Source organism: Shimia aestuarii (assembly GCF_900114635.1).
Lineage (GTDB): Bacteria > Pseudomonadota > Alphaproteobacteria > Rhodobacterales > Rhodobacteraceae > Shimia > Shimia aestuarii.
Genome location: NZ_FOTQ01000001.1, coordinates 1,188,795 through 1,215,333 on the forward strand (window position 1 = coordinate 1,188,795; position 26,539 = coordinate 1,215,333).

20 protein-coding genes and 2 tRNA genes are annotated in these 26,539 nt (G+C 60.2%); 7 read left to right on the forward strand and 15 right to left on the reverse strand.

All coding sequences use genetic code 11. From position 1 onward, the window contains the following. Positions 1-29: 29 nt before the first annotated feature. Together BMZ35_RS05995 and BMZ35_RS06000 are read left to right on the forward strand one after the other, a co-directional pair. A complete protein-coding gene (locus BMZ35_RS05995; protein ID WP_093091809.1) occupies positions 30-1,544 on the forward strand; it encodes a trimethylamine methyltransferase family protein in 1,515 nt (504 codons plus the stop codon). 56 nt (positions 1,545-1,600) lie between these two features. After that, a complete protein-coding gene (locus BMZ35_RS06000; RefSeq protein ID WP_207502908.1) occupies positions 1,601-4,051 on the forward strand; it encodes a GcvT family protein in 2,451 nt (816 codons plus the stop codon). Here BMZ35_RS06000 and BMZ35_RS06005 read toward each other — a convergent pair. Beyond that, positions 4,048-4,584, reverse strand: a complete 537-nt coding sequence (locus BMZ35_RS06005) for a glutathione peroxidase (RefSeq protein WP_093091811.1) — start codon at positions 4,582-4,584, stop codon at positions 4,048-4,050. The two genes, BMZ35_RS06000 and BMZ35_RS06005, sit on opposite strands and share 4 nt — an antisense overlap. 144 nt (positions 4,585-4,728) lie before the next feature. Here BMZ35_RS06005 and msrB point away from each other — a divergent pair, with 144 nt between their 5' ends. Together msrB and msrA are read left to right on the forward strand one after the other, a co-directional pair. After that, positions 4,729-5,178: a peptide-methionine (R)-S-oxide reductase MsrB gene (gene msrB, locus BMZ35_RS06010; RefSeq protein WP_093091813.1), complete on the forward strand. Its 450-nt coding sequence runs from the start codon at positions 4,729-4,731 to the stop codon at positions 5,176-5,178. Next, positions 5,175-5,684, forward strand: a complete 510-nt coding sequence (gene msrA, locus BMZ35_RS06015; protein ID WP_093091815.1) for a peptide-methionine (S)-S-oxide reductase MsrA — start codon at positions 5,175-5,177, stop codon at positions 5,682-5,684. Before msrB ends, msrA begins: the two co-directional genes overlap by 4 nt. A gap of 70 nt (positions 5,685-5,754) precedes the next feature. Here the strand turns inward: msrA and BMZ35_RS06020 are convergent, their stop codons facing one another. The 8 genes from BMZ35_RS06020 to BMZ35_RS06055 all read right to left on the reverse strand — a co-directional run bounded on the left by BMZ35_RS06020 (position 5,755) and on the right by BMZ35_RS06055 (position 17,766). After that, entirely contained in the window at positions 5,755-7,761 is a 2,007-nt protein-coding gene (locus BMZ35_RS06020) for a hydantoinase/oxoprolinase N-terminal domain-containing protein (protein WP_093091817.1), read from the reverse strand. 52 nt (positions 7,762-7,813) lie between these two features. Then, positions 7,814-8,866, reverse strand: a complete 1,053-nt coding sequence (gene queG, locus BMZ35_RS06025) for a tRNA epoxyqueuosine(34) reductase QueG (RefSeq protein ID WP_093091819.1) — start codon at positions 8,864-8,866, stop codon at positions 7,814-7,816. A gap of 75 nt (positions 8,867-8,941) precedes the next feature. Further along, a complete protein-coding gene (gene fzlA, locus BMZ35_RS06030; protein WP_093091821.1) occupies positions 8,942-9,607 on the reverse strand; it encodes an FtsZ-binding protein FzlA in 666 nt (221 codons plus the stop codon). A 58-nt stretch (positions 9,608-9,665) separates the two neighbouring features. After that, positions 9,666-10,379, reverse strand: coding sequence for a monofunctional biosynthetic peptidoglycan transglycosylase (mtgA, locus tag BMZ35_RS06035; RefSeq protein ID WP_093091823.1), 714 nt, complete (start codon positions 10,377-10,379; stop codon positions 9,666-9,668). A gap of 73 nt (positions 10,380-10,452) precedes the next feature. Continuing rightward, positions 10,453-10,818, reverse strand: a complete 366-nt coding sequence (locus tag BMZ35_RS06040) for a DUF4189 domain-containing protein (RefSeq protein ID WP_165610013.1) — start codon at positions 10,816-10,818, stop codon at positions 10,453-10,455. 119 nt (positions 10,819-10,937) lie between these two features. Then, positions 10,938-15,476, reverse strand: coding sequence for a glutamate synthase large subunit (gene gltB / locus BMZ35_RS06045; protein ID WP_093091825.1), 4,539 nt, complete (start codon positions 15,474-15,476; stop codon positions 10,938-10,940). A 104-nt stretch (positions 15,477-15,580) separates the two neighbouring features. Then, entirely contained in the window at positions 15,581-16,267 is a 687-nt protein-coding gene (locus tag BMZ35_RS06050; RefSeq protein ID WP_093091827.1) for a hypothetical protein, read from the reverse strand. Between the two features lie 65 nt (positions 16,268-16,332). After that, on the reverse strand, positions 16,333-17,766 hold the full coding sequence (locus BMZ35_RS06055; RefSeq protein ID WP_093091829.1) for an NAD(P)-dependent oxidoreductase: 1,434 nt from the start codon (positions 17,764-17,766) through the stop codon (positions 16,333-16,335). 220 nt (positions 17,767-17,986) lie between these two features. Between BMZ35_RS06055 and BMZ35_RS06060 the strand changes: the two genes are divergently transcribed. After that, complete coding sequence (locus BMZ35_RS06060) at positions 17,987-18,790, forward strand: undecaprenyl-diphosphate phosphatase (RefSeq protein WP_093091831.1); 804 nt, start codon at positions 17,987-17,989, stop codon at positions 18,788-18,790. Positions 18,791-18,841: 51 nt separating this feature from the next. Here the strand turns inward: BMZ35_RS06060 and BMZ35_RS06065 are convergent, their stop codons facing one another. After that, complete coding sequence (locus BMZ35_RS06065; protein ID WP_093091832.1) at positions 18,842-19,822, reverse strand: complex I NDUFA9 subunit family protein; 981 nt, start codon at positions 19,820-19,822, stop codon at positions 18,842-18,844. A gap of 225 nt (positions 19,823-20,047) precedes the next feature. On the opposite strand from BMZ35_RS06065, the gene BMZ35_RS06070 reads away from it, so the two are divergent. Further along, positions 20,048-20,134, forward strand: a tRNA-Leu gene (locus BMZ35_RS06070). A 110-nt stretch (positions 20,135-20,244) separates the two neighbouring features. Here BMZ35_RS06070 and BMZ35_RS06075 read toward each other — a convergent pair. Continuing rightward, a tRNA-Arg gene (locus tag BMZ35_RS06075) sits at positions 20,245-20,321 on the reverse strand. Positions 20,322-20,464: 143 nt separating this feature from the next. On the opposite strand from BMZ35_RS06075, the gene BMZ35_RS06080 reads away from it, so the two are divergent. Beyond that, positions 20,465-21,481 (forward strand): LacI family DNA-binding transcriptional regulator, encoded by a 1,017-nt coding sequence (locus BMZ35_RS06080; RefSeq protein ID WP_093091834.1) that lies wholly within the window; start codon positions 20,465-20,467, stop codon positions 21,479-21,481. On the opposite strand, the gene BMZ35_RS06085 is transcribed toward BMZ35_RS06080, so the two are convergent. The 4 genes from BMZ35_RS06085 to BMZ35_RS06100 all read right to left on the reverse strand — a co-directional run bounded on the left by BMZ35_RS06085 (position 21,478) and on the right by BMZ35_RS06100 (position 26,522). Further along, positions 21,478-22,437 carry an alpha/beta hydrolase gene (locus BMZ35_RS06085; RefSeq protein WP_165610014.1) on the reverse strand — a complete coding sequence of 320 codons (960 nt, stop codon included), beginning with the start codon at positions 22,435-22,437 and terminating at the stop codon, positions 21,478-21,480. The genes BMZ35_RS06080 and BMZ35_RS06085 overlap by 4 nt on opposite strands. After that, a complete protein-coding gene (locus BMZ35_RS06090; RefSeq protein ID WP_093091838.1) occupies positions 22,400-23,161 on the reverse strand; it encodes a sulfotransferase family 2 domain-containing protein in 762 nt (253 codons plus the stop codon). Before BMZ35_RS06090 ends, BMZ35_RS06085 begins: the two co-directional genes overlap by 38 nt. A gap of 1 nt (position 23,162) precedes the next feature. After that, positions 23,163-24,167, reverse strand: a complete 1,005-nt coding sequence (locus tag BMZ35_RS06095; RefSeq protein WP_093091840.1) for a hypothetical protein — start codon at positions 24,165-24,167, stop codon at positions 23,163-23,165. A 99-nt stretch (positions 24,168-24,266) separates the two neighbouring features. Then, positions 24,267-26,522 (reverse strand): glycosyltransferase family 2 protein, encoded by a 2,256-nt coding sequence (locus BMZ35_RS06100; protein ID WP_093091842.1) that lies wholly within the window; start codon positions 26,520-26,522, stop codon positions 24,267-24,269. Positions 26,523-26,539: the final 17 nt, after the last annotated feature.

Consider the following 26,539-nt stretch of genomic DNA (forward strand, 5'->3'; position numbering starts at 1 on the left):
CTAAAACTGTTACCTTTCGGAGTCACACGATGGCGCGCCGCTCCCGCAATTCACGCCCCCGCAGCGCTCCGTCCGGAGCGCCGCCCTCGCCCTATCTTCAACGAGGGCTGTCCTATTTCGACCTGCTCGACGAAGAGCAGCTGTCCCGGTTGGAAACCCAGGTTGACTGGCTGATGCAGGATGTCGGCATCGCGTTCCGCGACGACCCCGAGGCCCTTCAGCTCTGGCAGGCCGCAGGCGCCACGCTTGACGGGGACAGGGTGCGCATGGCGGCGGACGAAGTTCGCGCGCTTTGCGCAACCGCGCCCTCTCAGTTTACTCAACTGGCACGCAACCCGCAGCGTTCGGTTGTAATCGGCGGGCAAAACCAGGTCTTCGCCCCCATTTACGGGGCGCCTTTTGTTCGCGATCTCGAGGGAGGCCGCCGATATGGCGACATGCAGGCGTTCGAGCAATTGGTCAAGCTGACCTATCTGCACCCGCACCTGCACCACGGCGGTTTTGTCACCTGCGAACCTTGCGACGTGCCTGTGAACAAGCGGCATCTGGACATGCTATTCCTGCACATGACCTGCTCGGACAAGCCGCATCTCGGGGCCATCACCGAAATGAGCCGCGCACAGGATAGTGTCGACATGGCCGAAATCCTGTTCGGGGCTGAAGTGATGGACAAGAACTGCGTGATCATGGGCAACGTCAATACCAACTCCCCGCTTCTGGTCGACAAGGTGGTGACACAGGCCATCCGCACCTATTGCGCGCGCGGTCAGGGCATCGTCGTGGCCCCCTTCATCCTGTCCGGCGCCATGGGGCCGGTCTCGACCGCCGCAAGTATTGCGCAGGCCATGGCCGAAGCGCTGATGTGCTGCGCCTATTCGCAACTGGTCCGCCCGGGCGCGCCCTTTGTGCTTGGCAATTTCCTCTCGTCGATGTCGCTCAAATCCGGCGCGCCGACATTCGGCATGCCCGAACCGGTATTGTCGAACTATGTCATCGGGCAACTGGCACGGCGCGCCGGGTTGCCTCTGCGCTGTGGTGGCTCGCTGACCGCCTCCAAGATCGAAGACGCGCAGGCCGCCTATGAAAGCGCCGATTCGATGCATTCCACCATGCTGGCCGGGGCAAATTTCGTCCTGCATTCCGCCGGTTGGCTCGAAGGTGGGCTGTGCACCGGCTTTGAAAAGCTGATCATGGATGCCGACCGGCTGGGCGGCTACCAGAAACTGGGCCACGGGTTGGATGTCGGCGATGAGGCTTTAGCCCGCGACGCCTATGGCGAAGTCGAACCTGGCGGGCATTTTCTGGGCACGGGCCATACGATGCGCAACTACCAGACCGCGTTCTACACACCGGACCTCAGCGATTCCGAGAATGTCGAAAGCTGGGAGGAAGGCGGCGCCCAGGACATGCGCCAACGCGCGCATGCCCGCTGGAAAAAGATGCTGCAAAACTATGAGCCGCCGCAGATGGATCCGGCCAAGCGCGAAGAACTCGCGGCCTTTGTCGCGCGGCGAAAACAGGAAATGCCCGATGCGTGGTATTGAGAGAGTTCAAGGCTCCGCCGGGAGTATTTTTGGCAAAATGAAGAGGGGGGCGGATCATGCCTGAGGTGCACAGGGAAGAAGCAACAACGGGCAAGAAGCTGCCCAGCCATGCCAAAGTCGTGGTGATCGGCGGCGGCGTTGTGGGCTGTTCGATCCTCTTCCACCTGGCCAAGTTCGGCTGGAAGGACGTGGTGCTCCTTGAGCGGGACGAACTCACCAGCGGGTCAAGCTGGCACGCCGCAGGTCAAATCCATACGATCAGCTCCGATCCCAATATCTCGCGTCTGCAGGGCTATACCATCGACCTTTACAAGGAGATCGAGGAGACCTCGGGACATTCGGTCGGCCTGCACATGACCGGCGGCTTTTACCTCGCCTCGAACAAAACGTGGTATGACTACCTCAAACGCGAACGCTCCAAGGCGCGCTACATGGGGCTGCAACAGGAATTCATCTCTCCGGCCGAAGTGGCAGAACGCCACCCACTCATAGACCCGAAACACTATTATGCCGCGCTTTGGGATGATCAGGATGGCGATCTTGATCCCTCGGGCGCCACCTATGCCTTTGCCAAGGCCGCGCGGGTGCACGGGGCCCAGTACTTCACCCACACCCCTGTCACCGCCACCACCCAGCGCGCCGATGGCAGCTGGGATGTGACCACCCCAAAGGGCGTGATCAATGCCGAGCATATCGTGAATTGCGGCGGTCTCTGGGCGCGGGAAGTGGGGCATATGCAGGGGCTGCACCTGCCCGTTCAGCCAATGGAACATCACTATCTGATCACCGAACGGATTGACGAGATCGCCAATGCCGGGCGCCGCCTGCCCTGCGGGATTGACTACGAGGCCAACATCTATTTTCGGCAGGAACGCGAAGGTATGCTCTTGGGCACTTATGAACCGACAGGTGTGCCGTGGAAGGTTGACGGCACGCCATGGGATTTCGGGCACGAGTTGTTGCCCCCTAATCTTGATCACATTGCCGATCGGCTTGAGCTGGCCTTTGACCGCATCCCGGCACTGGCCGAAGCCGGGATCAAGGATGCGATTAACGGCCCCTTCACCTTTGGCCCCGATGGCAACCCGATGATCGGCCCGGTACCGGGCATGAAGAACTACTGGTGCGCCGTTGGCGTCATGGCGGGCTTCTGTCAGGGCGGCGGCGTGGGTCTGACCATGGCGGAATGGATGATCGACGGGGAACCCTCGATCGACGTCTGGGCCATGGATGTTGCCCGTTTCGGTGATTGGGCCACGCCCGACTGGGGCACGGTGAAATCAACCGAGAATTACGAGCGCCGCTTCGTGATGACCTTTCCCAATGAAACCCTGCCCAAGGGTCGGTTGCAGAAAACCACCGCGCTTTATGACCGCCTTGTTGCCAAGGGCGCGCGCATGGATCAGGGCTTTGGTCTTGAGAACGCACTTTGGTTTGCCGATGGCCCGGAAGATGCGTGGGAAGACCCGAGTTTCGAGCGCAACCGCAGCCACGCCTATGTCGCCCGCGAAGTCAAAGCCGTGCGCGAGGCGGTGGGGGGCATCGAGATCGCCAACTTTGCCAAGCACGACTTCAAAGGACCGGGCGCGCGCGCCTATCTTGATCGGGTTCTGGCGGGGTATGTCCCTAAGCCGGGCCGCCTGACCCTGACGCCGATGTTGACCCCCAAGGGCAAGCTTTACGGCGACCTGACGGTGGCATGTCTGACCGAGGATCACTTTATCCTCTTTGGCTCGGGCGTCATGCAGGAGGCCCATCGCCGCTGGTTCGAAAAGGACCTGCCCGCTGATGTGACCTATGCCAATGTCAGCGATGACTGGCACGGCATTGCCCTGTCGGGTCCGAAATCACGCGAGCTGCTGGCCTGTATCACCCGTGAAGACGTCAGCGCCGAGGCCCTGCGCTTTCGCGACCTGCGCCAGACCTATGTGGGCAGTGTGCCTGTAATCCTGAACCGGATCAGCTTTTCCGGCGAGCTGGGCTATGAAATCTACTGCAAGCCGCAATACCTGCTGCGCCTTTCCGAGGCCATCGAAGCGGCCGGGGCCGATCTGGGCTATCGCTGGTATGGCGCGCGGGCGTTAATGTCGATGCGGCTGGAAAAGGGCTGGGGCGTGTGGACGCTCGACTATCGCCCGGATTTCAACGCCATCGAAAGCGGCATGGACGCGTTCATCAACTGGAACAAGGATTTCGTCGGCAAGGACGCCACGCTTGCGCTGCGCGAGGCTGGTGTCTCGCGCAAGCTGGTGCCGATGACCATCGATGTTGATGGCATCGACGTGTCAGGGGACGAGGCCATTCTTGGTGATGGGACCGCTGTCGGCTATGTCAGCTCGGGCGGCTTCGCGCATCACGCCGGTAAATCCATGGCGATGGGCTATGTCAGCATCGACCACGCAGCCCCCGGCACTGAATTGCAGGTGGAAATCCTTGGCGAAGCTTACGCGGCCAAGGTGTTGGGCGCCCCGATCTATGACGCGAACGGGGCCAATATGCGCTCTTAGGAACTTGTGGCGCGGTCGGGCAAGAGCGCTTCGAGCGCGTCACGGATCTCGCGCGACATCGGCTTGGTGCGGGATCCATACGTGTCCACCACCGTGCCGTCCGGCCCGATCAATACCTTGTTGAAATTCCAGCGCGGGCGAAATCCTGTCTCATCTTTCAGCGAGCGATAGAAGGGGTGCGCGTCCGCCCCCTTCACCGAGGTGATCCCGGTCATGGGCAGGTCTATACCATATTGCAACTCGCAGAATTCCTTGACCGCTTCATTGCTCGACAATTCCTGACGAAAGTCATCGGACGGCACGGCCAGCACCACCAGCCCCTGCGCGCGATAAGTATCATAAAGCGTCTGAAGCCCCGCATACTGGTCGGTATAGCCACAGCGGGAGGCGGTGTTTACGACCAGAACCGGCTGCCCGGCCCATTGCGACAGGGCAAGCTGCCCCCCGTCGATATTGTCAAACGGCGCATCCAGCTCCAGCGCCACGGAAACGGTGGCCCAAAGCGAGAGCAGAACGGCAAGAACAGGTTTCATGGCGGTCTCCTTTCAAGGCTTTCCAAGATTACGCCGCAGATCGGTGTGCGGATCAACTCTGCGTCAACGATCTGAAACCTGCATTTGTATTTTTCGTGAAGCTTCCAAATAATGCACAGACGCATTTGGACAGGAAGATCAGTCATGACCCAATACCGACGCGACCCGGACGCGATTGCCGCGCTCACCGACGAGCAGTTCTGGGTAACGCAGGAAAGCGGCACCGAACGGCCCGGCTCGGGCAAGCTGCTCTACAACAAGGCCCCCGGCATCTATGTGGATGTGGTTTCGGGCGAGCCTTTGTTTGCCAGTTCTGACAAGTACGAGTCGGGCTGTGGCTGGCCCAGCTTCACCAAACCCATTGAACCGGCACACGTGACCGAGCACCATGACAGCACCCATGGCATGATCCGTACCGAGGTGCGCTCCAAACATGGCGACAGCCACCTTGGCCACGTCTTTCCCGACGGCCCGGCGGATCGCGGGGGGCTGCGCTACTGTATCAACTCGGCGTCCTTGCGTTTTGTGCACAAGGACGACATGGAGGCAGAAGGCTATGGCGCCTATCTGGATCAGGTGGAGGACGTGACATGAGCGAACGCGCAGTACTCGCAGGGGGATGTTTCTGGGGTATGCAGGATTTGATCCGCAAGATGGATGGCGTGCTCTCGACCCGCGTCGGCTATACCGGCGGCGATGTTCCCAACGCCACTTATCGCAATCACGGCACCCATGCCGAAGGGATCGAGATCGTGTTCGACCCGTCCCGGATCAGCTACCGCAAGCTCCTGGAGTTCTTCTTCCAGATCCACGATCCCACGACGGTCAACCGGCAGGGCAATGACCTTGGCATGTCCTATCGTTCGGCGATCTACTACGTGACCGAAGACCAGAAAGCCGTGGCGCTCGACACGATTGCCGACGTTGACGCTTCGGGCCTCTGGCCCGGCAAGGTTGTGACCGAGGTCGAGCCGGTGGGTGATTTCTGGGAAGCCGAGGAAGAGCATCAGGACTACCTGGAAAAACACCCCAACGGCTACACCTGCCACTTTGCGCGGCCCGACTGGGTCTTGCCACTGCGGGAGGCTCAGCAAAGCTGAGCCTGAAGGGGGCTTTGCCCCCGCCGCCCCTGGGGGCGACTCCCCCAGGGTATTTCTGGAAAAAGAAAGATCAGTCGCGCACGATACGCGGGCGGCCGGACGCTTCGACATGCACTATGGCCTCGATGAAGATCTCCCGCGCCTCGGCCTCGGCCTTGCGAATATCGCGTTGGGTTGTGAGGTGGATGTCCTCGGCCCCGGCGGCCCGGGCCTCCTCCCTGGCGGCATCTGAAAGAACGTCTTGCAACCGGGCCATCGCCGCCTCGGCATCGCTGAAATCTTCCGGCCCCGTGTCAAGATGCACCCGATAGCGCCCCTCAGCCGGGGCCGTCACTGTCCCCGACCTGCGGATCGTCACACGCCCGACCACGGCGCCTATGGCATTCGCAACATCCGCGTGCTGTGGCAGATCCATACGGCATCCCAGCCTGTCTCCCACCGCCGGGTAATAAACCGAGGCTGAAGCGCCCAGGCCGATCACCGGCCCGCTCAGCCCGGTATCCAGCCGCACCAATCCCCGATGCCCGCCCAAGCCCGCCTGCATCAGAACATGCCGCGCAAGCTGGTCCGGCGGCAGACCGAAATCTCTCCCGTCTTCAGCAAACGCCGTTTCAAGCAGCGCCAGCCCCGTCTGATGTGTCAGTTGGTCCACGATACGTCGCGCCATGTCCAACGGGTCAGGCGACAGCATGCTGCCGGCCCCGGTCCGACGACGCCCCATCAGGCGCAAGGCCTTTTCTGCCGCGCTCGCGTCCCATGCACCTTGCGTCCCGAGCACGTGGCTCGCGTCGGAGGGCGTGACACCCGACACCTGAACAAGCCCGCGTTCGATTAGCCGCCGCAGCGCCTTGGCATCAATCCGCATCCGCAACACATCACCGACGGGGTGCACCGTACCGCCGATCCTTACGAGCAAGGCCGCCTCGCGCGGGGCAAGCCCATCCGCCGCCACACCCTCGACCGCGCGCACGAAACGCCCGTCATGTTCCCCCGGCACAGCCCGGCGCAACTGGTCATCCAGTGCGGCATGCACCACCTCCGGTGCCTCGCTGGCCAACAAGGACACCGGCAACACCCGGCGCGGCCCAAGGGTGACACCTCCCTGCAGGCCTTCGCTCAGAAAATGTACTTCACTGTCACCGCCGAGCCCGAACGTGCGCATGGCAACGGCTTCGACCATGGTCCGATAGGGGCCTACACGGGCGCCATCGGGATCAATCGCCGGGTGCCCATCGCGCAGCACCGCCACGTCTGTCGTCGTTCCGCCAATGTCGCTGACCAGCGCGTCCTGCGCTCCAGTCAACCAGCGCGCGCCGACAATCGACGCGGCCGGTCCGCTGAGGATGGTTTCGATCGGCCGCTCCCGGGCAAACATGGCCGAGATCAACGCTCCATCCCCCCGCACAACCATCAAGGGGGCCGATATCCCCAGTTCAGTCAGCCGCGCCTGCGCACGTCCGATCAGACGGTCGATCATCCCGATCAGGCGCGCATTCAACACCGCGGTCATGGCGCGCTTGGGTCCGTTCAGGCGGGAGGAGAGGTGATGTGATGCACTCACCGGGCGCCCGGTCACTTCGCGGATGATGTCGCAGACCCGCTGCTCATGCGCCGCGTTTCGTGTCGCGAACTGCCCGGCGACGGCAAACCCCGAAACCGCTCCGGCTTCGGACGCAAGCCATGTCCGCAACGTCTCCTCGTCCAGCGGAGCGCGTTCATTGCCGGAATGATCATGCCCCCCGGCCAGCACAAGCGCCGGATCCCCCGCCAGCGCCGCATCCAGCCCGTGCTTTTCAAGGTCACTTTCCCGGAAGCCGATAAGGACAAGCGCAACGCGCCCACCTTGTCCCTCGACAAGCGCATTCGTCGCCAGCGTCGTCGAAAGAGACGCCAAGGCCACCTCTGCCACGTCCACTCCGGATTGTTGCAATACAGCCGACACCGCTGCCCCGATCCCTTCGGCAAGATCATGCCGCGTGGTCAGCGCCTTGGCCGTGGCAATCACGTCCCGTTCATCCCGGATCAACACGGCATCCGTATAGGTGCCGCCCGTATCCACCCCCAATGACAAGGCCATTCAGGTCTTCCCTTCCTGTTCACGCCCGCGCAGGTAACGCCAAGAGCATGGGCTAATCCAGCCTGTTTGCGACGTCTTGTAATCGTGTCACAGCCCATCGCGCCGCATCCGCCACAGTTGCATCCGCGTCATCACACAGTTTTTGGGCCACGGGGATCAACGCGCACTCGCCGGAATTGCCAATCGCATAAAGCACATTGCGCACGAACCGGTCGCGCTTGATGCGCTTGATCGGAGAGCCGGAGAAGTGTGCCCGGAAAGTCGCATCATCCATCGTCGCAAGCTCGGCCAGTTTCGGAGCCACCAGATCTTCGCGCGCGGCATAGCGCATCTCGCGCGCTTCCTGCGCAAACTTGTTCCACGGACAGGCCGCAAGGCAATCGTCGCACCCGTAGATGCGGTTGCCCAAAAGCGGGCGCAACGCTTCGTCCACCGGCCCGTGATGCTCGATCGTGAGGTAAGAAATACAGCGGCGCGCGTCGATCTGGTGCGGCGCAGGGAATGCCCCGGTCGGGCAGGCATCAAGACAGGCGCGGCACGACCCGCAATGATCCACTTCGGCTGCATCAACGGGAAGGTCCAGCGTGGTGAACACCGACCCTATGAAGAACCACGATCCAAGTTCCCGGCTCACGAGATTTGTGTGCTTGCCCTGCCAGCCCAGCCCCGCAGCCTGTCCCAGCGGTTTTTCCGGCACCGGGGCCGTGTCCACGAACACCTTCACCTCACCCCCGGCCTCGGAAATCAGCCATCGCGCCAGCCGCTTGAGCCGCTTCTTGACGATGTCGTGGTAATCCTTGTTCTGGGCATAGACCGAAATCGCCCCCCGATCCGGCATCCCGTGCACCTCCGTCGGATCGTGCTCGGGGGTATAGCTCTCCGCCAGAACAATGACCGAGCGCGCCTCGGTCCACAAAACCGAAGGATCGCTGCGCCAGTGGGTGCGCTCGGCCAGCCACCCCATCTGCCCATGATACCCCTTGTCCAGAAACCTGGCCAACCCCGCGCCGACGTGACCCACCGCGTTCGGACGGCAAATCCGCGCCATGTCAAACCCGATCGCGCGCGCTTCCTCGATCAGCCGCGCCTTCAGTTCGGCAGACACTGGGCCACCTCTTTCTTTTTCCCAAAATACCCCGGGGGGAGTCGCCACAGGCGACGGGGGGCTGGCCCCCCTTTATTAGAAATCCAGATCGGCATAATGCGCGGGCGGCGGGAAACCGGGAATCTGGTCCGCCAGAATGGCACGAAAGGCCGGGCGTGACTTGATTGTCGCATACCAGTCCTTGACAACTTCGGACCGGTTCCAATCCACGTCCGAAATGTAATCCAGCGACGACAGGTGCGCGGCCGCCGCAAAATCAGCCAGCGTCATCACGTCCCCGGCCAGCCAGCGACGGTGATCCAGAAGCCAGTGCATGTAGTCGAGATGATACTTGATCGCCTTGGCCCCGGCCTTGACGTTGGCGCTGTCGGGATAGCCCGTGCCCATCACCTTCTTGTTCACCCGCTCGTAAAGCAGCTTTGATGTCACTTCGTTGTGGAACTTGTCATCGAACCACGCCACCAGGCGGCGCACTTCATAGCGCCCGTCCGGATCGCGCGGCATCAAAGAAGGTTCGGGGTACTTTTCCTCAAGGTATTCACAGATGGCGCTGCTCTCGGCCATCATCTTGCCGTCCATCTTGAGTACCGGAACCTTGGCCGCCGGGTTGCGACGCAGGAAATCGGCGTCCTTTTCCCAATACCGTTCTTCCACAAGCTCCACTTCGATCCGTTTTTCGGCCAGGCTCAGGCGCACCTTGCGGCAGAACGGGGACAAGGGAACATGGAAAAGTCGGTTCATCGCGGCAACACACCATTTAGCGGGATTTCTCCCTCAATGCCTTGCCGCGCGCGGATTTTCAATCCTCGAAACACGCCGCGCGGGCCTCGTCGCGGATGGTCGCCGCCCCGTCCATGATCCGCGCCGCGCGTTTGCGCAAAGCGGCTGACGGATTGCTTGCCGACCGTTTCTTCGGGTTGGGCAGCACCGCCGCCAGCCGCGCCGCCTGCACCGCGCTCAGGTCTTCCGGCCCCACGCCAAAGTAATGCCGCGCCGCCGCTTCGACGCCAAACACCCCCTCATCGAACTCGGCCACGTTGAGGTAGACTTCCAGAATACGCCGCTTGGACCACGTGATCTCGACCAACGGCGTCAGCAGCGCTTCGATCGCCTTGCGCGCCCAGTTGCGCCCCTGCCAGAGGTACACATTCTTGACCACCTGCTGACTGATCGTCGAAGCCCCGCGCCCCGCGCCCTCATCAAGCGCGGCGCGGATCGCTTTCATGTCGAATCCCCAGTGCAGACAGAAATTGGCGTCCTCTGCCGCCACGACCGACCGGCGCATGACCGGCGCGATCTCTTCGATCGGCACCCATTCCTGATCCACTCTGCCCAACCGTCGTGTTTCGGACAGCATGGTCATCGTGGTCGGCGGGTTCACAACCGAAAACAGAAGAACGACAAGGATGATCAGCGAGACCAGCCAGACCGCCGCACGCCGCAACCAATAGCGCAGGCGCAGCCATTGGCGCCTGGTCCATCTCTGCTTCTTCGGCGCCTTCTTCCCGCTCATACCTAGCCCAATCGTTATTGAGCGATGGAGTAGACGCTCAGGCGTTTCCACGCAAGCGTCGCAAGGTCACGCTTCAGGGGGAACAGGCCCAGACACGCACCTGGCAGTTGTTGCCGTATTGATAGCAGTAGTCCAATGCGTTCGACTCGGCGATGGAGCGCGACCCGCCCCAGCCGAATCCCCAACTGCCATTGCTGCCCGAGGCCATGGCACCACAGGTGTTGTAGAAGGTGCGCACGGTGTCACAATCCCAGCCACATTCGTTCTGCAACAGATTGATCGCATCCTGCTCGGAGTACTGACCGTAGGAATAGCCCCAAGCGCCCCCTGGACCAATCCCAACGGCACCCCAGCAATAGTCATATCCGCATTGCCCCGCGAAAGCAGCAAGCGGCAGCGACAACCAAAGAACAACTCCCATCCAAATTTGCTTGATCATGATGATTCTCCCGGAATACGGCCCCAGTATGCGCCCAAGGGCTGAAATCTGCCAAATCAAGCGAAAAACCCCGCAGGCCATGGGTCTGCGGAGTTTCAAATCTTGGGTCGAATGCCCGGTTATTCGGCAGGAACCGCCGCCTCTTCCACGCTCAGCGGATGCTTGAGATGCACCAGCATCTCTTTCGGGCAAACCTGAAGGAAGTTGGTCTTTTCCACATCCCAATGCTGCAGGATGTCGGCGCCCTTGCGGCTTCCGGTCTCGGCCACGTGACGCTCGATCAGACCCTTCAACTGTGTTTCCCAATGCGCCACCGTCACGGGACAAGTCACCAACGTCTCCATGTTCATGACCGCTTCGGCCCGGTTCTCCGGGTCATAGAGATAGGCCATGCCGCCGGTCATGCCCGCGCCAAAGTTGGCCCCGATCTCGCCAAGGATCACGGCAACACCACCGGTCATGTATTCACAGCCGTTGCTGCCACACCCCTCGATCACCACTTTGGCCCCCGAGTTGCGCACCGCGAACCGTTCCCCGGCACGTCCAGCGGCAAACAGGTGGCCGTCGGTGGCCCCATAAAGAACCGTGTTGCCGATGATGGTGTTTTCACTCGCCGTCAGCGGGCTTGCCATAGGCGGGCGCACGACGATCATGCCACCCGACAGGCCCTTGCCGACATAGTCGTTGGCATCGCCCGACACTTCGATCTTGAGCCCCGGCGCAGCAAACGCCCCAAGCGATTGCCCGGCAGAACCGGTCAGCTTCACGGTCAGATGATCCTCCTGCAGTGCGTTGCGCATCCCAAAGTTACGCACGATATAGGACGAGGTCCGCGTGCCCACCGTCCGGTGCGTGTTCTGCACCGCATAGGAAAGCTGCATCTTCTCACCATCCTCAAGGAAGCGATGCGCGTCACGCACGATTTCCGCATCAAGCGTATCCGGCACGGCATTGCGCGGCTTGTGGCGGTCGTAGACGATCTCTGCAGCGCCATCGACCGTGATCAAAAGCGGGTTGAGATCGAGGTCGTCCAGATGCGCAGCCCCACGGCTGACCTGTGCCAACAGGTCGGCCCGGCCGATTATCTCGTCCAGCGACCGTGCGCCGATGCTGGCAAGGATCTCGCGCACTTCCTGCGCATAGAAGGTGATCAGGTTCACCACCTTGTCAGCGCTGCCGGTGTATTTCTTGCGCAGGTCTTCATCCTGCGTACATACACCAACCGGGCAGGTGTTCGACTGGCACTGACGCACCATGATACAGCCCATCGCGATCAGCGCGGCGGTGCCGATGCCGTATTCCTCGGCGCCCATCATTGCGGCCATCACAATGTCGCGACCCGTGCGCAAGCCACCGTCGGTCCGCAGCGTGACCCGGTCCCGCAGCTTGTTCATAGCCAGAACCTGATGCGCTTCGGTCAGGCCCATTTCCCACGGCAGGCCCGCGAACTTGATCGAGGTCGCCGGGGATGCCCCGGTGCCGCCATTGCCGCCCGAGATCAGGATGATATCCGCCTTGGCCTTGGCCACGCCGGCCGCAATCGTGCCAACACCCGAGGATGCCACCAGCTTCACCGTCACCTTACAGCGCGGGTTGATCTGCTTGAGGTCATAGATCAACTGCGCAAGGTCTTCGATCGAATAAATATCGTGGTGCGGCGGCGGCGAGATCAGGGTCACGCCTTTGGTCGAATGGCGCAGACGTGCAATCAGGTCGGTGACCTTCATGCCCGGAAGCTGGCCGCCCTCACCGGGCTTGGCGCCCTGCGCGACCTTGATCTCCAGTTCTTCACACTGGTTCAGGTATTCAGCGGTCACACCGAAACGACCCGAGGCCACCTGCTTGATCTTGGCCGACGGGTTGTCGCCGTTGGGTTCCGGCACGAAATGCGCCGGATCTTCCCCACCTTCACCCGAGTCGGATTTTGCACCGATCCGGTTCATCGCCACGTTCAGCGTCTTGTGCGCTTCGGGGCTCAGCGCGCCCAGAGACATGCCCGGCGTCACAAAGCGTTTGCGGATCGCTGTGATCGATTCCACTTCCTCGATCGGGATCGCCTTACCCAGCGGCTTGATGTCCAGTAGATCGCGCAGGTGGATCGGCGGGTTCGACCGCATCTTCTCGCTGTACTGCTTCCAAAGCTGGTAGGAGGCGCGGTTGCAGGCCGCCTGCATCATGTGCATGGTCTGCGCACTCCAGGCGTGGGTTTCGCCCGACTTGCGTGCCTTGTAGAAGCCACCGATGGGCAACACGTCCTGCCCGCTCAGCCAGCCCTTGGCGTGAACCTCTTCGGCCTTCTTCTGGATACCAGTTACACCGATACCCGAAATACGGCTGATCATGCCGGGGAAGTATTCCGCACACATCGCACGCGACAGGCCCACGGCCTCGAAGTTCAGACCGCCGCGATAGGACGAGATCACCGAGATCCCCATCTTGGCCATGATCTTCAGCAACCCCTGATCCACCGCCTCGCGATAGCGCGCGACATTCTCGGTCAGAGACCCGTCGGCAAGCCCCCGTGCAATCCGGTCGGCCAGCGTGTCTTCTGCGAGATAGGCGTTCACCACGGTCGCACCAGCGCCGATCAGCACGGCAAAGTAATGCGGGTCGATACACTCGGCAGACCGCACGTTCAGCGAACAGAAGGTCCGCAACCCCTTGCGCGTCAGGTGGCTGTGCACGGCGCTCGTGGCAAGGATCATCGGCATGCCAACCTTGGCCTCGCCCTGCGCCTCGTCGCTCAGCACGATATGCCCCGCACCGCTGCGCACAGCGTCCTCGGCCTCGGCGCGAATCCGTTCCAGACCTTTACGCAGCGCACCGTCCCCGGCCCCCGCTTCGAAGGTACAGTCGATACGCACCACCGTGTCATCGAACGCCTTGAGAAGGTGCGCGAACTGAGTGTTGCCCACGAACGGGCTTTCCAGCATCACGATCTCGGTCTGGCTGCCGTCTTCGTCCAGAACGTTCTTGAGGTTGCCGAACCGCGTCTTGAGGCTCATCACCCGGTATTCGCGCAGGCTGTCGATCGGTGGGTTGGTGACCTGGCTGAAGTTCTGGCGGAAGAAATGGCTCAGCGGACGGTACATCTTCGAGAGAACCGCGCTCGGCGTGTCATCGCCCATCGAGGCCAGCGCCTCTTTGCCATCCTCGGCCATCGGCGCAAGGATCTGCTCAACCTCTTCCATGCTGAACCCGGCCGCGATCTGGCGCTTGCGCAGTTCTTCACCGGCAAAGCTGGGCTTCTCCTCGATCTCGCCCAACTCCTCTCCGAGGTCACGGATTTTGCCAACCCACTCGCCATAAGGGCGGGCATTGGCCAGTTTGTCCTTGATCTCCGTATCGTGGTAGAGCTTGCCCTCTTCCATATCCACGGCCAAAAGCTGCCCCGGACCCAGCGCGCCTTTCTCGATGACGTTGAATTCGTCAATCGGCACCATGCCCGCTTCAGACCCCGAAATCAGCAGCCCGTCGCCGGTCACGACATAGCGCATCGGGCGCAGGCCGTTCCGGTCTAGACCGGCACAGACCCAACGGCCATCGGTCATCGCCAGCGCGGCGGGGCCGTCCCACGGTTCCATGACCGAGTTGCAATAGGAATACATGTCGCGCCATGCCTGCGGCAACTCCACCGCCTGCTGCGACCAGCTTTCGGGCACCAGCATGGTTTTCGCCATCGGCGCAGACCGCCCGGCCCGCACCATCATTTCGAAAACGGCATCCAGCGCCGCCGAGTCCGAGCTGCCACCCGGCACAATTGGTTTGATGTCTTCGGCGAGCTCACCAAAGGCCGCCGAAGCAAGACGGATCTCGTGGCTCTTCATCCAGTTCAGGTTGCCCTTGAGCGTGTTGATTTCGCCGTTGTGGGCCAGCATGCGGAACGGCTGCGCCAACCACCACTGCGGGAACGTGTTGGTCGAATAGCGCTGGTGATAAATCGCAAAGGCCGATTCAAAGCGCTCGTCCTGCAGGTCGGGATAGAACACGGCCACCTGCTCGGCGAGCATCATACCCTTGTAGATGATCGACCGGCACGACAGCGATGCCACGTAAAGACCCGCGATATTGGCCGCAGCAGCCGCTTTCTCGATCCGACGACGGATCACATAGAGTTCGCGTTCGAACTGTTCTTCGTCGACACCTTTCGAGTTCGAAATCAGGATCTGCTCGATCTCAGGACGGGTCGCGTTGGCCTTTTCGCCCAGGCAGGTGATGTCCACAGGAACATGGCGCCAGCCATAGATGGAATACCCCATCTTGAGAACTTCGGTTTCCACGATGGTCCGGCACGCTTCCTGCGCCCCATGATCAGTACGCGGCAGGAACACCTGGCCAACCGCCATCAGGCGATCCATCTGCGGCTCGTGGCCGGTACGGCGGATCTGGTCGTAGAAAAAGTTTACGGGAATCTGAACGTGAATACCCGCGCCATCGCCGGTCTTGCCGTCTGCATCCACAGCACCCCGGTGCCAGATCGCCTTCAGCGCGGTAATTCCCGCCTCAACAACCTTGCGGCTGGGTTTTCCATCAATCGACACGACAAGGCCAACACCGCAGGAAGAATGCTCTTCTTCCTCCGAATACAGACCGTTCTCGGCAAGCCACTTGCGCTTGGCTTCTTCGGCACGGGCCCAGTTTTCATCATACTTCGTCATCGGGGCTCTCCTTCTAAGGGGGCGGTCAGCGACCGGCCTCGGCCTTGGGTGTTATTTCGTTTGCGCGTCCCGCTGCGGGATGCTGGGTCATGTCGCGGGCAGTCTTAGCTGCCACACGGAATATCTGATGTTGTCGCCAGGAAACCGGGCTCCCCGGCAAAGACGATTTTTTGCGGGGTCCATTCCAACCGACTTTCTCTGCCGAACTGGTTCACATCTGCGGCGCCCTCGATGAAAAGCGACGCGTCTGGGGTGGCATAGACCACAAAGTCATATTGCGCGGTCACGCCGTTCTTCTGCACCGTCATGAGACGCGACAGCGTCCCCTTGCGCAGGGAAACGCCCCCGATCTCGACAGTTTCGTCGCCAAAACGCAGCGCCGAGTCGACCGTGACCTTGTTGCCCTTGAGCACACCCGACGCGAATTCCAATTCACGTGTGCCAAGACTTTCTCCGCTTTCCAGCTCCGCGGTCAAATCCGCCTCCGGTGCGCTGCCTGCAAGGGCTCTGACTTCGGCCTTGCCGTCATCGGCGAAATAGCCAACCAAATCCCATTGCGGACCGAACACATGGGTGTCGTGCAATAGACCTTCGGAATAGGACACGGCCTGCACCTGGTCACCGCAGCGCAGATACGAGGTTGCCACACAGCTATCGCGGTGCACCGTCGCAAAGGCTTCACAGCTCGCGGGCACCGGAACTTCAGCCGCCAGAACGCTGCACGCGGCGAGGATCGCGCTCACAAAGGTAAGTGAAGCGCTACCAAGCTTGAGGGCAGTCAGGTCAGCCATGCTGTCTTTCCTTCTTTTGACGGGTGCGTGGCGATACCGACGTAATACCGACGCGTTACCGAAGCCTATTCGGCGGCCACCGCAGCGTTTGCACCAAACCGCTCAAGGATCGCATCGGCACAGTCGCGCCCGTCCTTGATCGCCCAAACCACCAGCGAGGCACCGCGCACGATATCCCCCACCGCATAGACGCCATCCATGTCGGTTGCGCCGGTGGTGAACGCCGCCTTGATCGTGCCCCAACGGGTCACTTCCAGATCGGGCTGCTCCCACAGTGTCGGCAGGTCTTCGGGTTCGAAACCCAGCGCCTTGATCACGAGGTCGGCTTCTTCGACATAGTCCGCGCCCTCGATCACCTCGGGGCTCTGACGGCCCGAAGCGTCGGGCTGACCCAGACGCATCTTCTGTACCATCACGCCGCTGACCGGATTACCGGAAAAGCCCTTGGGCGCCGACAGCCAGACGAACTCCACGCCCTCTTCTTCGGCGTTCTTGGTCTCGCGCTGCGAACCGGGCATGTTGGCACGGTCACGGCGATAGAGGCACTTCACGCTTTCCGCGCCCTGCCGGATCGCGGTGCGCACACAGTCCATTGCGGTGTCGCCGCCACCGATCACGACAACCTTCTTGCCCTCGGCATTGAGTTCCCCGCTTTCGAACTCCGGCACCGTATCGCCAAAGCTCAGGCGGTTGGACGCGGTGAGATAATCAATCGCCTTGACGATCCCGGCCGCACCGGCACCAGGCCCTTGCAAATCACGGCTTTTGTACACGCCCGTCGCGATGATCACGGCGTCATGCGCTTCGCGGATTTCGGCGAACGAGATGTCCTTGCCAACCTCGCAGTTGAGCCTGAAGGTCACGCCGCCCTGCTCAAGCTGATCGTTGCGGCGCATCACCACATCTTTCTCCAGCTTGAATCCGGGGATGCCATAGGTCAGCAGACCGCCAGCGCGGTCATGGGTGTCATACACCGTCACCTGAACGCCCGCTCGGCGCAGACGATCCGCCGCCGCAAGGCCACCGGGGCCGGCCCCGATGATGCCAACGCTCTCGGGACGCTCCTGCGCCGGGACGATAGGCTTGACCCAGCCTTCTTCCCACGCGGTATCGGTGATGTACTTCTCGACGGCACCAATCGTAACGGTCTCGTGGCCGGACTGCTCGATCACGCAGTTGCCTTCGCACAGACGGTCCTGCGGGCAGATACGACCACAGATCTCCGGGAACGTGTTGGTGGCCTGGCTGATGCCATAGGCTTCTTCCAGACGACCCGTCGCGGTCAGGCGCAGCCAATCGGGAATGTTGTTGTGCAGCGGGCAGTGCGACTGGCAATAGGGCACACCACACTGCGAACAGCGGCTGGCCTGCTCCTCGGCCTTGGCCTTGGCGAACTCTGCGTAGATTTCATTGAAATCCTGTTTCCGCGCACTCGCATCACGCTTTTCCGGCATGTCGCGTTCAACGGTCACAAATTTCAACATCGGTTGCTTAGCCACGGCAGCTGCCTCCTGATTACATCCAGTGGCGCGTGTTTAAGCAATTCCGGAACAGGATAAAAGTCAATTGTGCTGACCTAAATTCATATTTTTCGCTCTTCGAGCGCAGAAAGTCGCGCTGAAACCCCCTATTTTTGGTCCGAACCGGACGCAAAAACAACTTTCCATTTATTTTCTGTTACTTATACCATAGCACCATCACCGGCGCGCGCGAGGCCCCATGACACTGTTTCACATTTTTCTGGTCGCTGTCATTCAGGGCATCACCGAATTTTTGCCAGTCAGCTCATCCGGGCACCTGATTCTCTTGCCGAATCTCACAGGGCTCGACGATCAGGGACAGGCAATTGACGTCGCTGTACACGTCGGAACGCTCGGTGCCGTTGTTCTTTTTTTCTGGACGGACGTGCGCGCCGCTCTCTTTGGATTGCCCCGCCTGTTGACCGGCCATCGAGACACACCCGGAGCGAACTTGGCCTTTTTGCTTATCGTTGCCACAGTCCCTGTGATCCTCGCCGGGTTGGCACTCAAGCTGACGGGGCTTGACGACGCCATGCGCTCGATTGCCGTGATCGGCTGGGCTATGCTTGTCTTCGGGATCGTTCTGTGGTGGGCCGACCAGAAGGGACCCACCGACAAGGTTGATTCAGCATGGAACCTGCGCGACGCCATCATCATGGGCCTGTGGCAGGCCGTTGCCCTTATTCCCGGAACATCGCGGTCCGGCATCACCATCACCGGCGCCCGCCACCTTGGGTACAACCGCCACGACGCGGCCAAACTTGCCATGCTGATGTCGATCCCGACAATTTTGGCGAGCGGCACCCTTCTTGCCATCGAAGTCGCCGGGCAGGCCGATTTGGCCACCGCACGTGACGGGGCCATCGCTGCTGTGATGTCCTTTTTCGCCGCCCTACTGGCGCTGAAGTTCATGATGCGCCTTCTGCGCTCGGTCAGCTTTACACCATATGTGATCTACCGGGTTGTGCTTGGTCTTATCCTGCTGGGCATCGCATACACATAAGGCGGGTCGTTTCCGACCCGCCTTTCGTTTCTTTCCGAGTAGTCTTGCGTCTCAGACACGCAGATTTTTGGCAGAATCCTTGATGGCATCGTACTGACCCGACGGACGGAACCGCCACAGGTAGTCGGCAATCACCGATTCCGGTGCCACTGGCTTGATCCCCAGCGCCTCAAAGCTCTGTGCCCCTTCGGACACCACGTTGTCATGGCGCAGCAACTTGACCTGATCACGGGTCAGGATCTTGTTGTCGAACAGACCAAAGAGAACCTTGCAGATCATGTCAAAGGTCCAGCCCATCAGGCGACCAATGCCAAACGGCAGGTTCAGGATGACTTTCTTGCGGTGGATGACTTCAAGGATTTCCTCAACCCAGCCACGCAGAGTTTTGACTTCCGGGCCACCCAGCTCGAACAGGCCTTCGGCTTCGCCCAGAACGCCCATCACGGCAGCCTTGGCAACGTCATCCACGTAAACCGGCTGGAACTTGGTTTCGCCACCGACGATCGGCAGGATCGGCCCCATCCGCGACATCGACGCGAAACGGTTGAAGAACTGATCATCCATGCCAAAGATCACCGAGGGGCGCAGGATCATCGCACCAGGCATATGCGCCAGCACACCAGCCTCGCCTGCTGCTTTGGTCCGGGCATATGCGCTTTCGGACTCGGCGTCCCCACCAATGGCCGAAATATGCACCATGCGCTCGATCCCTGCGGCAGCCGCCAGCCGCGCAATACGCTCTGCGCCATCCGCTTGCACCGCGTCAAAGGTGTTCTTGCCGCTGTTGTCGAGAATACCAACGCAGTTTACCACCGCATCCGCCCCGTCCATCACAGCCGCCACCGAGGCGTCGTCGCGGATGTTGCAGAACACGGGCTCGACCTGGCCGACGGCCCCATAAGGTTTGACGAACATCGCTTCGTTCGGGCGACGCACGGCCACACGCACCCGCCAGCCTTCCTTGGCCATACGCTGTGCAATATGGCGCCCAACAAAACCAGAGCCGCCGTAGATGGTGACAAGTTTCGACATGAGGGGCCTCCGCTATCAATAAGTCCCTGTCCGAATAACGCCCAAGGGCCTTGGGAACAAGCCGCAAACACCCCCCCGCGACAAGAATCCCCTTCCTGGGAGTTTTCCTCAAAGCACATCGGCCCGAATGCCCCGAAACTTTCGGAAATAATTTTTCCGATTCTTTTCAGAATCGCCGTTGACACGCCCCCGCCCCGGGTCTAAACGCCTGCCTCACCAACCCGTGCCCAGATGGCGGAATTGGTAGACGCGCTAGCTTCAGGTGCTAGTGTCCGTATGGACGTGGAGGTTCGAGTCCTCTTCTGGGCACCAAATATCCCCAAAAATTGCTGCACGTGTTTCGCCTGAAACCAACCCTACAGCATGGCCCAGCGCGTCTGGACCCGCTTCACGTCGCACCAAGGCTTTTCATGATTTTGCTTTGGCGACCCCGGCAGGATTCGAACCTGCAACCTGCCCCTTAGGAGGGGGCTGCTCTATCCAGTTGAGCCACGGGGCCGCTTGCCGACGCTTCTATCTTTCTGTTTGGACGATGTCATGCCCCCATACAAAAAAGTTTCCCTTGGTCGAAGCTTTCGGCAACGCTTGAACCCGCAACGATGTTCGCGGTAACATCGCTTCAGCTCAACAGGATGATATTCAGTGGCAAGCGACAAACGTTCATTGACATTGCGCGACGTGTCCGAGGTTTCAGGCGTGTCCGAGATGACGGTCAGCCGGGTTCTTCGAAACAGAGGCGATGTGTCCAGCGCAACCCGCGAAAAAGTTCTCAAGGCGGCCAAGGATCTAGGCTATGTGCCCAACAAGATCGCCGGGGCATTGGCCAGCCAGAGGGTTAACCTTGTGGCAGTGATTATTCCATCCCTGTCCAACATGGTATTCCCCGAGGTACTTTCCGGCATCAGCCAAGCTCTTGAAGAAACGGATCTGCAACCGGTTGTTGGGGTTTCTGACTATATCCCTGAAAAAGAGGAAAAAGTCCTTTATGAGATGTTGTCCTGGCGCCCTTCGGGCGTGATCATCGCGGGTCTGGAACACACCGACGCGGCTCGCGCGATGCTGAAGGCCAGCGGCATTCCGGTGGTTGAGATCATGGATACGGACGGTGATCCTGTCGACGCGATGGTCGGGATCTCGCATCGCCGCGCCGGACGGGAGATGGCTTCGGCCATTCTCGACGCCGGATACCGAAAAATCGCTTTCCTGGGAACGAAGATGCCCCTCGATCACCGGGCCAGGAAACGCTTTGAAGGGTTCACGGAAACGCTGGCCAAATCCGGAGTCGAGGTCTGCGACCGCGAGTTCTATTCGGGCGGGTCGGCACTGGCCAAAGGGCGCGAGATGACCAAGACCGTTCTGGATCGAAGCCCCGAGATCGACTTCATTTATTATTCCAACGACATGATCGGCGCGGGTGGTCTTTTGTACCTGCTGGAACAGGGGATCGACATACCCGGCCAGATCGGTTTGGCCGGGTTCAACGGGGTCGAACTTTTGCAGGGGCTGCCGCGACAGCTTGCAACGATGGATGCCTGCCGCAAGGAGATCGGCACAAAGGCGGCCGAAATCATCGCACAACGCGTCGCCGGTGACGATCCCGACGGGAAAGTGACCCTGACCCCCAAGATCAGCTTCGGAGACACGTTGAAACGCGGCTAGCGTTTTTTCTCGTATTTGGCGATGCGTTGCTCGGCAGCGCGCAGTGCCTTGCGAAAATGCGGCCCGCGACGCCGGGCCAGCACGGCACGGCAATAGCGCGCCAACAGCTTCGGACGATTCATCCCTTCGAGCGTGTGCAGCATTTCCTTTTGAAAGCGCGGCGTTTCCCGGCGGCGGCGCAACAGGGTGTAGAATTCCGCATCCGTCATCGTCCCAGCGACACAGCCTTCGATCACCGGTTTTAGAACTCCCATCTGCAACCACAGCGACGCGATCCGGTGCCCCATGAAACGACAGCGATACTTGTGAACATGTGCGCCGCGAAACAGGGCGGCATGCATCGCGTCAAGCGCCGCGCGCGGATCATAAAACAGGTGCACCGCCTCCGCATCGGACACCATGTCCGGGGCATAGCCATAACGGTCGGTGTAGTTTCGCTTCCATGCCTTGCGATAGCGTGTCTCCCATGACGCGACCCCGCGATCCAGTGTCGCTTGTGGGGAAATGCAAATCACGGTCGCGCCGGGGGCTGCCGAGGAAAACACCGCGGCGGCATAAGCGCCCATCGACGCACCATAAAAGATCACCTTGTCGAAACGCTTGAAAAACCCTTCTTCGCGCAACCGGTCAAAAAAGTCATGGACGTCACAATCACGATACCACGTCCAGTCATGCGCCATGAGACCAAGCATCGACCAACCACGCGAAGTCACGAAATCATAGCCCCAAGGCATGCGATCATCTGCGTTCCCATAGACATGATCCAGATTTTCGAAGGTCACGATCAATGTCTTGCCGCGCTCGACAAACAGGGCCGTGTGCTCCGGACCAAGCGCCTCGTAAAACCCCTCGCGCGCGCCGATGGATTGCAAGTTTGTCTGCCATTCGGTCTGCGTCTGTTCGGGCCGATCCTTCATGTCATGCCGCCCTTGCCAGCGTCCGGCGAACGTCTTCATACATTTCGAAGTCGGGTCCAAAAGCGGTTTCGATGTTCTTTCGGTCGGTCGCCGTCATGGCTGCGATCAATTCGGCACTCATGGACTTGTGACCAAGCGAGGTTCGTGTGTCCTGAACTTCCGGATGTTCGACATCGAATATGCGGCGCACGATCCTTGTCATGGCGCCGTTCAAATCGGCCATGTCCCCTACAAAGTCATAGTTGATGAAATCGTAGGACACTTCGAGCCGCTGACTGCGCCAATGGCGGTCCACGTCGCGCGCGCCCTCGTCATGGGCCATGACATCGAGAAACTGGGACAAGCTCATGTCGCTGTCTGCCGGCCTCTTGAGATAGCGCATCAGCTTGGTCTTCTGCTTTTCCCCCTTCAAAATCTTGTCGGCAAAGGAAGACACGGTGCGCGCCACGGGTTCGCGCACGATCGTAAAGCGATAGACCTGCTTGTCCGCCAATGCCTCCATCACCCGGGGCATCGAAAGACCCCGCGGACCAGTCAGCAGCAGGGTATTGGGTGGCGTATGCACCGACCCCATGTCGATGCTTTCTGTTCCCTCACCTTTTTTCTGCAGGAGATTGGCCATCAACGTGGCAAGCACCGTGGTGCAGGCCGCCTTGTGGTTCTTCATGTAAAGGAACGGTGTGCCAAACAAGGGGATATTCACCAGCTGCAGGAAATGCCGCCGGTGTTGGTAATTGTCGAGGATACGCGGGCGATAGTCCATTTCAACCCTCGCGAAAAACACCAGGGGCCGCCGCGACCAGCTTGTCCCGGCAATCCTTGATAAAGCTTTTTTCGACAAGGTAGTCGCGCGAAATCTTGGTAATCGACGCCTCGCCCTTGAGCGATTCAATGGCGATTTTCGCCTGGAACTCGGGATCGTCCACAGGTGCCTTGTTCTTGACCACACGCGCCGGAATTGGGGCGGCGTCGGGGTCGATCCCGTGTTTGACCATAACCTCGCGCATGAAGGAACCGCGCCGCGGGCGGTTGTTTTCCTTTTCCTGAAGCCGCGGCTTCATCCGGCGGGCCCAGAAATGCACCCCCTTGGTGTCTTCGGTAAACCAGTCATCCATGTCGAACCGGCTTTGGAACATCTTGTTCCGGTCCTTGAAACTCACCGGGTAGAATGCGGCGACAGGTTCAGCATATTTGATTTCGCCGGATTGCTTGAGGAAATACGTCACCGCCGCAGGTCCCGTGAACCCCCAGTTCTGCGCCGTCATATGAACCGGATTTCCAGCATCTTTCTCTGCCTGCAATTCCTTCTGCTGCCATGGCCTCAGCCAGGGGCCGATGGCGTACTCATCCTCGAAAAATTCGAGCATCGCATTCAAAGCCTTGGAGGTTTTTGGCAAGCCCAACACGGCGTTGCAGACAAGATCATCCTTTTCCCATCCGAACACGGTTTTCCGTGTGAAATTGAACGGGCGGTAGCAATAGATATCCGCGTCCACCCAGATCTTGTCAGTCTTTTTCAGAAGGTTAAGACGCCACAGATCGGCGTGTATCGCAGGGCTTCCAGTGCGCACGTGGCGATACATCGGTTCGCCCGGAAAGATCTCGTTCGCATCTGCCGTATGGACCCCTTCGGGCACATTCGTGATTTCCTCGTAGCTGTAAAGCGTCGTGTGATGCCCAGCGTCGGCAAAGCTTTTCAGGCAAAGCTGCTCCAGCCAGCTGAGCTGCCCACCAATCCACAAGGATGCAATCTCGGGAAGTTTGGCCATGTCGCCTGCCCTTTGTTCTTGATTTGCGAACAGTTTACCCGGTCCGCCAGATTTTGTCTCCGATTTTCAAGCTAAAATCAAAGACATCTCCAGACCCGATCAATGTGCGGTTTCCTGTTTATCAACGGTAAAGAAAAAGTCTTCTGCCAAGTCCTTTTCAACAACCCAATCAGGGATTACCTGCGGCCCGGCTAGGAACACGTTGGCTCCGAAATGCGGATGCAACCGAGCCAGCTTTTCCATGCGCGCGCCTGTCAACTCTTCGTAGAATTTCGCATAGTTCTCCGTGGCTTTCAGCGCGTCGATCTTTGCCCGGTGGCGATCCACGCAAAAGGCATGGGCCTCGGCAATCTCGGGATCGGACAAAAGGCGATCCATCTCAGCCTGCATCAACGGGATCATGCGCTGGATCGAGCAATCTTCGTCCACGTTGTTGTTCATCCTGAACCAATAGGCCAACCCCTGATCCCGATCCACGTGGTTCACACGCCCCCTGTCACGCTTGACGAGGAAACTCTCGGCGGACCGGACCGCGTAATGGTTGAGCTGCACCAGATCGTATCCAACCGTATCCGTCGTTGAACGCCACGCGTTGCGGTACATGTCCTTGGGCAAAGGCTTGCCGGACCCGTTCACCCATTTGATTTCGTTCCACAACTGCGGGTTAAGCCCCTTGGGTCGGTGCACCCCGAGCTTCTTGAACAGGCCGATATTGCGGTAAAGCGTCTTGAAGCCCCACGCCTGATGCGGCTTGCGGGTCATTTCATAGGCACATCGGGTGAACTGCGCCATCAACGGTTCATCCGCGTATTCATGCACGTCCGAATTTCCGAACAAACGCCAGGTGCAGGAAATCAGGTTCGCCCCCCCAACCGCATTGAACAGCGCTTTGAGTGTCCCGTCACCAGTCTTGATATTGATGAACTCATCCACGTCCATCGAGATCACCCAATCGGCGCTCCTGATCACATCTTCCTTTTCCCCCGCCTGCAATGCCGCGTGCTGTGGTTTCAGCCCGGTACCCTTGAACGGGTTTTCGCGATGCTGGACATAGCCTTTGTCCTGCAACAGCTGCAGGAACGCGTCGGTGCCGTCGTTGCAGTCGTTGGTGTAGACCAACACGTCCTTGACCCCGATGGCCCGGTGATAGGCCAGCCATTCAAGGATGAAGGGGCCCTCATTTTTCATACAGGTGATGATCGTGACATCGTTGCTGTCGGGGTCAATCTTTGGTTTTGCGATCTCGGGCATGCGAACCGGTTTGTGCTCGAACACGTTTTCCGCAAGGTCCAAAAGCGCCGGTTCTTCGATCAGCGCCGTCTTGGGCACGATCTTGGACACCGTATCTGTTGGATGGCGCAACCCCATGCAGCGATAGAAGTAGACCCACTCCTCTGGGCTCGGCGATGTCCCCACAATCCGCACCAGCCGCCAGACAGCCCCGGGTCCGGCCCGGCCCGGCGCCACACACCATCTGCGACGCATCTTGCTGGCATCGAACTGTACGCAGATATGGTCGCCAAAACTGGCGTCGTCATTGTTGCGCACACGCCACGGGTAGCAATGCTGCCCAACCAGCGTGACCGCACCGGACGACGATTGCACCGCAGCGTCAAACACGTTGCGCCCCGCAACACTGTTCCCGGTGCGTTTGGTGAGCAGGTCCGAGATATCCAGCAGTGCCACCGCGCGGGCGCGATCAAGGAACCACCGCCGCATCAGCTCAAAAACTTGCAGCTCGCCCAGCGGCGCATCCCAAGGAGAAGGTGGCGGTACATCCATCCGATCCTTGCCCGGCGCATCCGGCGCGTTGAACGGATGGGCTTCGGGCGGCAGGTCGTGGTGGCCCAGCGGCATGTCAGCATGCACTACGACCACCTGTTTCAGCCCCCTGATCTCCGTTGCCTGTCGCCCAAGATCACCGGCAAAGCTGGCTGCTTCTTCGGGTCGCGTCCGATCCAAGATCAGAGCTGCCTGCATTCCGTGATGCTCGACATGATAGCGCAGCCAGTCGATGGTCGCGGCCAACGTTTCCCCGTTTCGAATGGCAAATGCGACGTTCAGACCTTCAAACAGCGCCTGTTCCTGCAAGATCGGTTGCAAGGTAGCCGCGTGTCCGTTCAAGACTAGCTCTGGCCGCGCTCCATCATAGCGCAGATCGGCAATCAACCCATTGCCGACACTACGAAGGTTGAGAATGTCGGTCTTGTCTCCCGGCACGATCATATCCGCAGCGGTGCCAGTCGAAAAATAGGTCACCGCATCGCCCTTGCCGATACCAATCGTGGCCAGCACCCGCACGCCATCAACGTCAAGATGTTGGAAGGAACCGCTTTGAAACCTCACCTGGCTCATGTGCCTACTCGTACCCT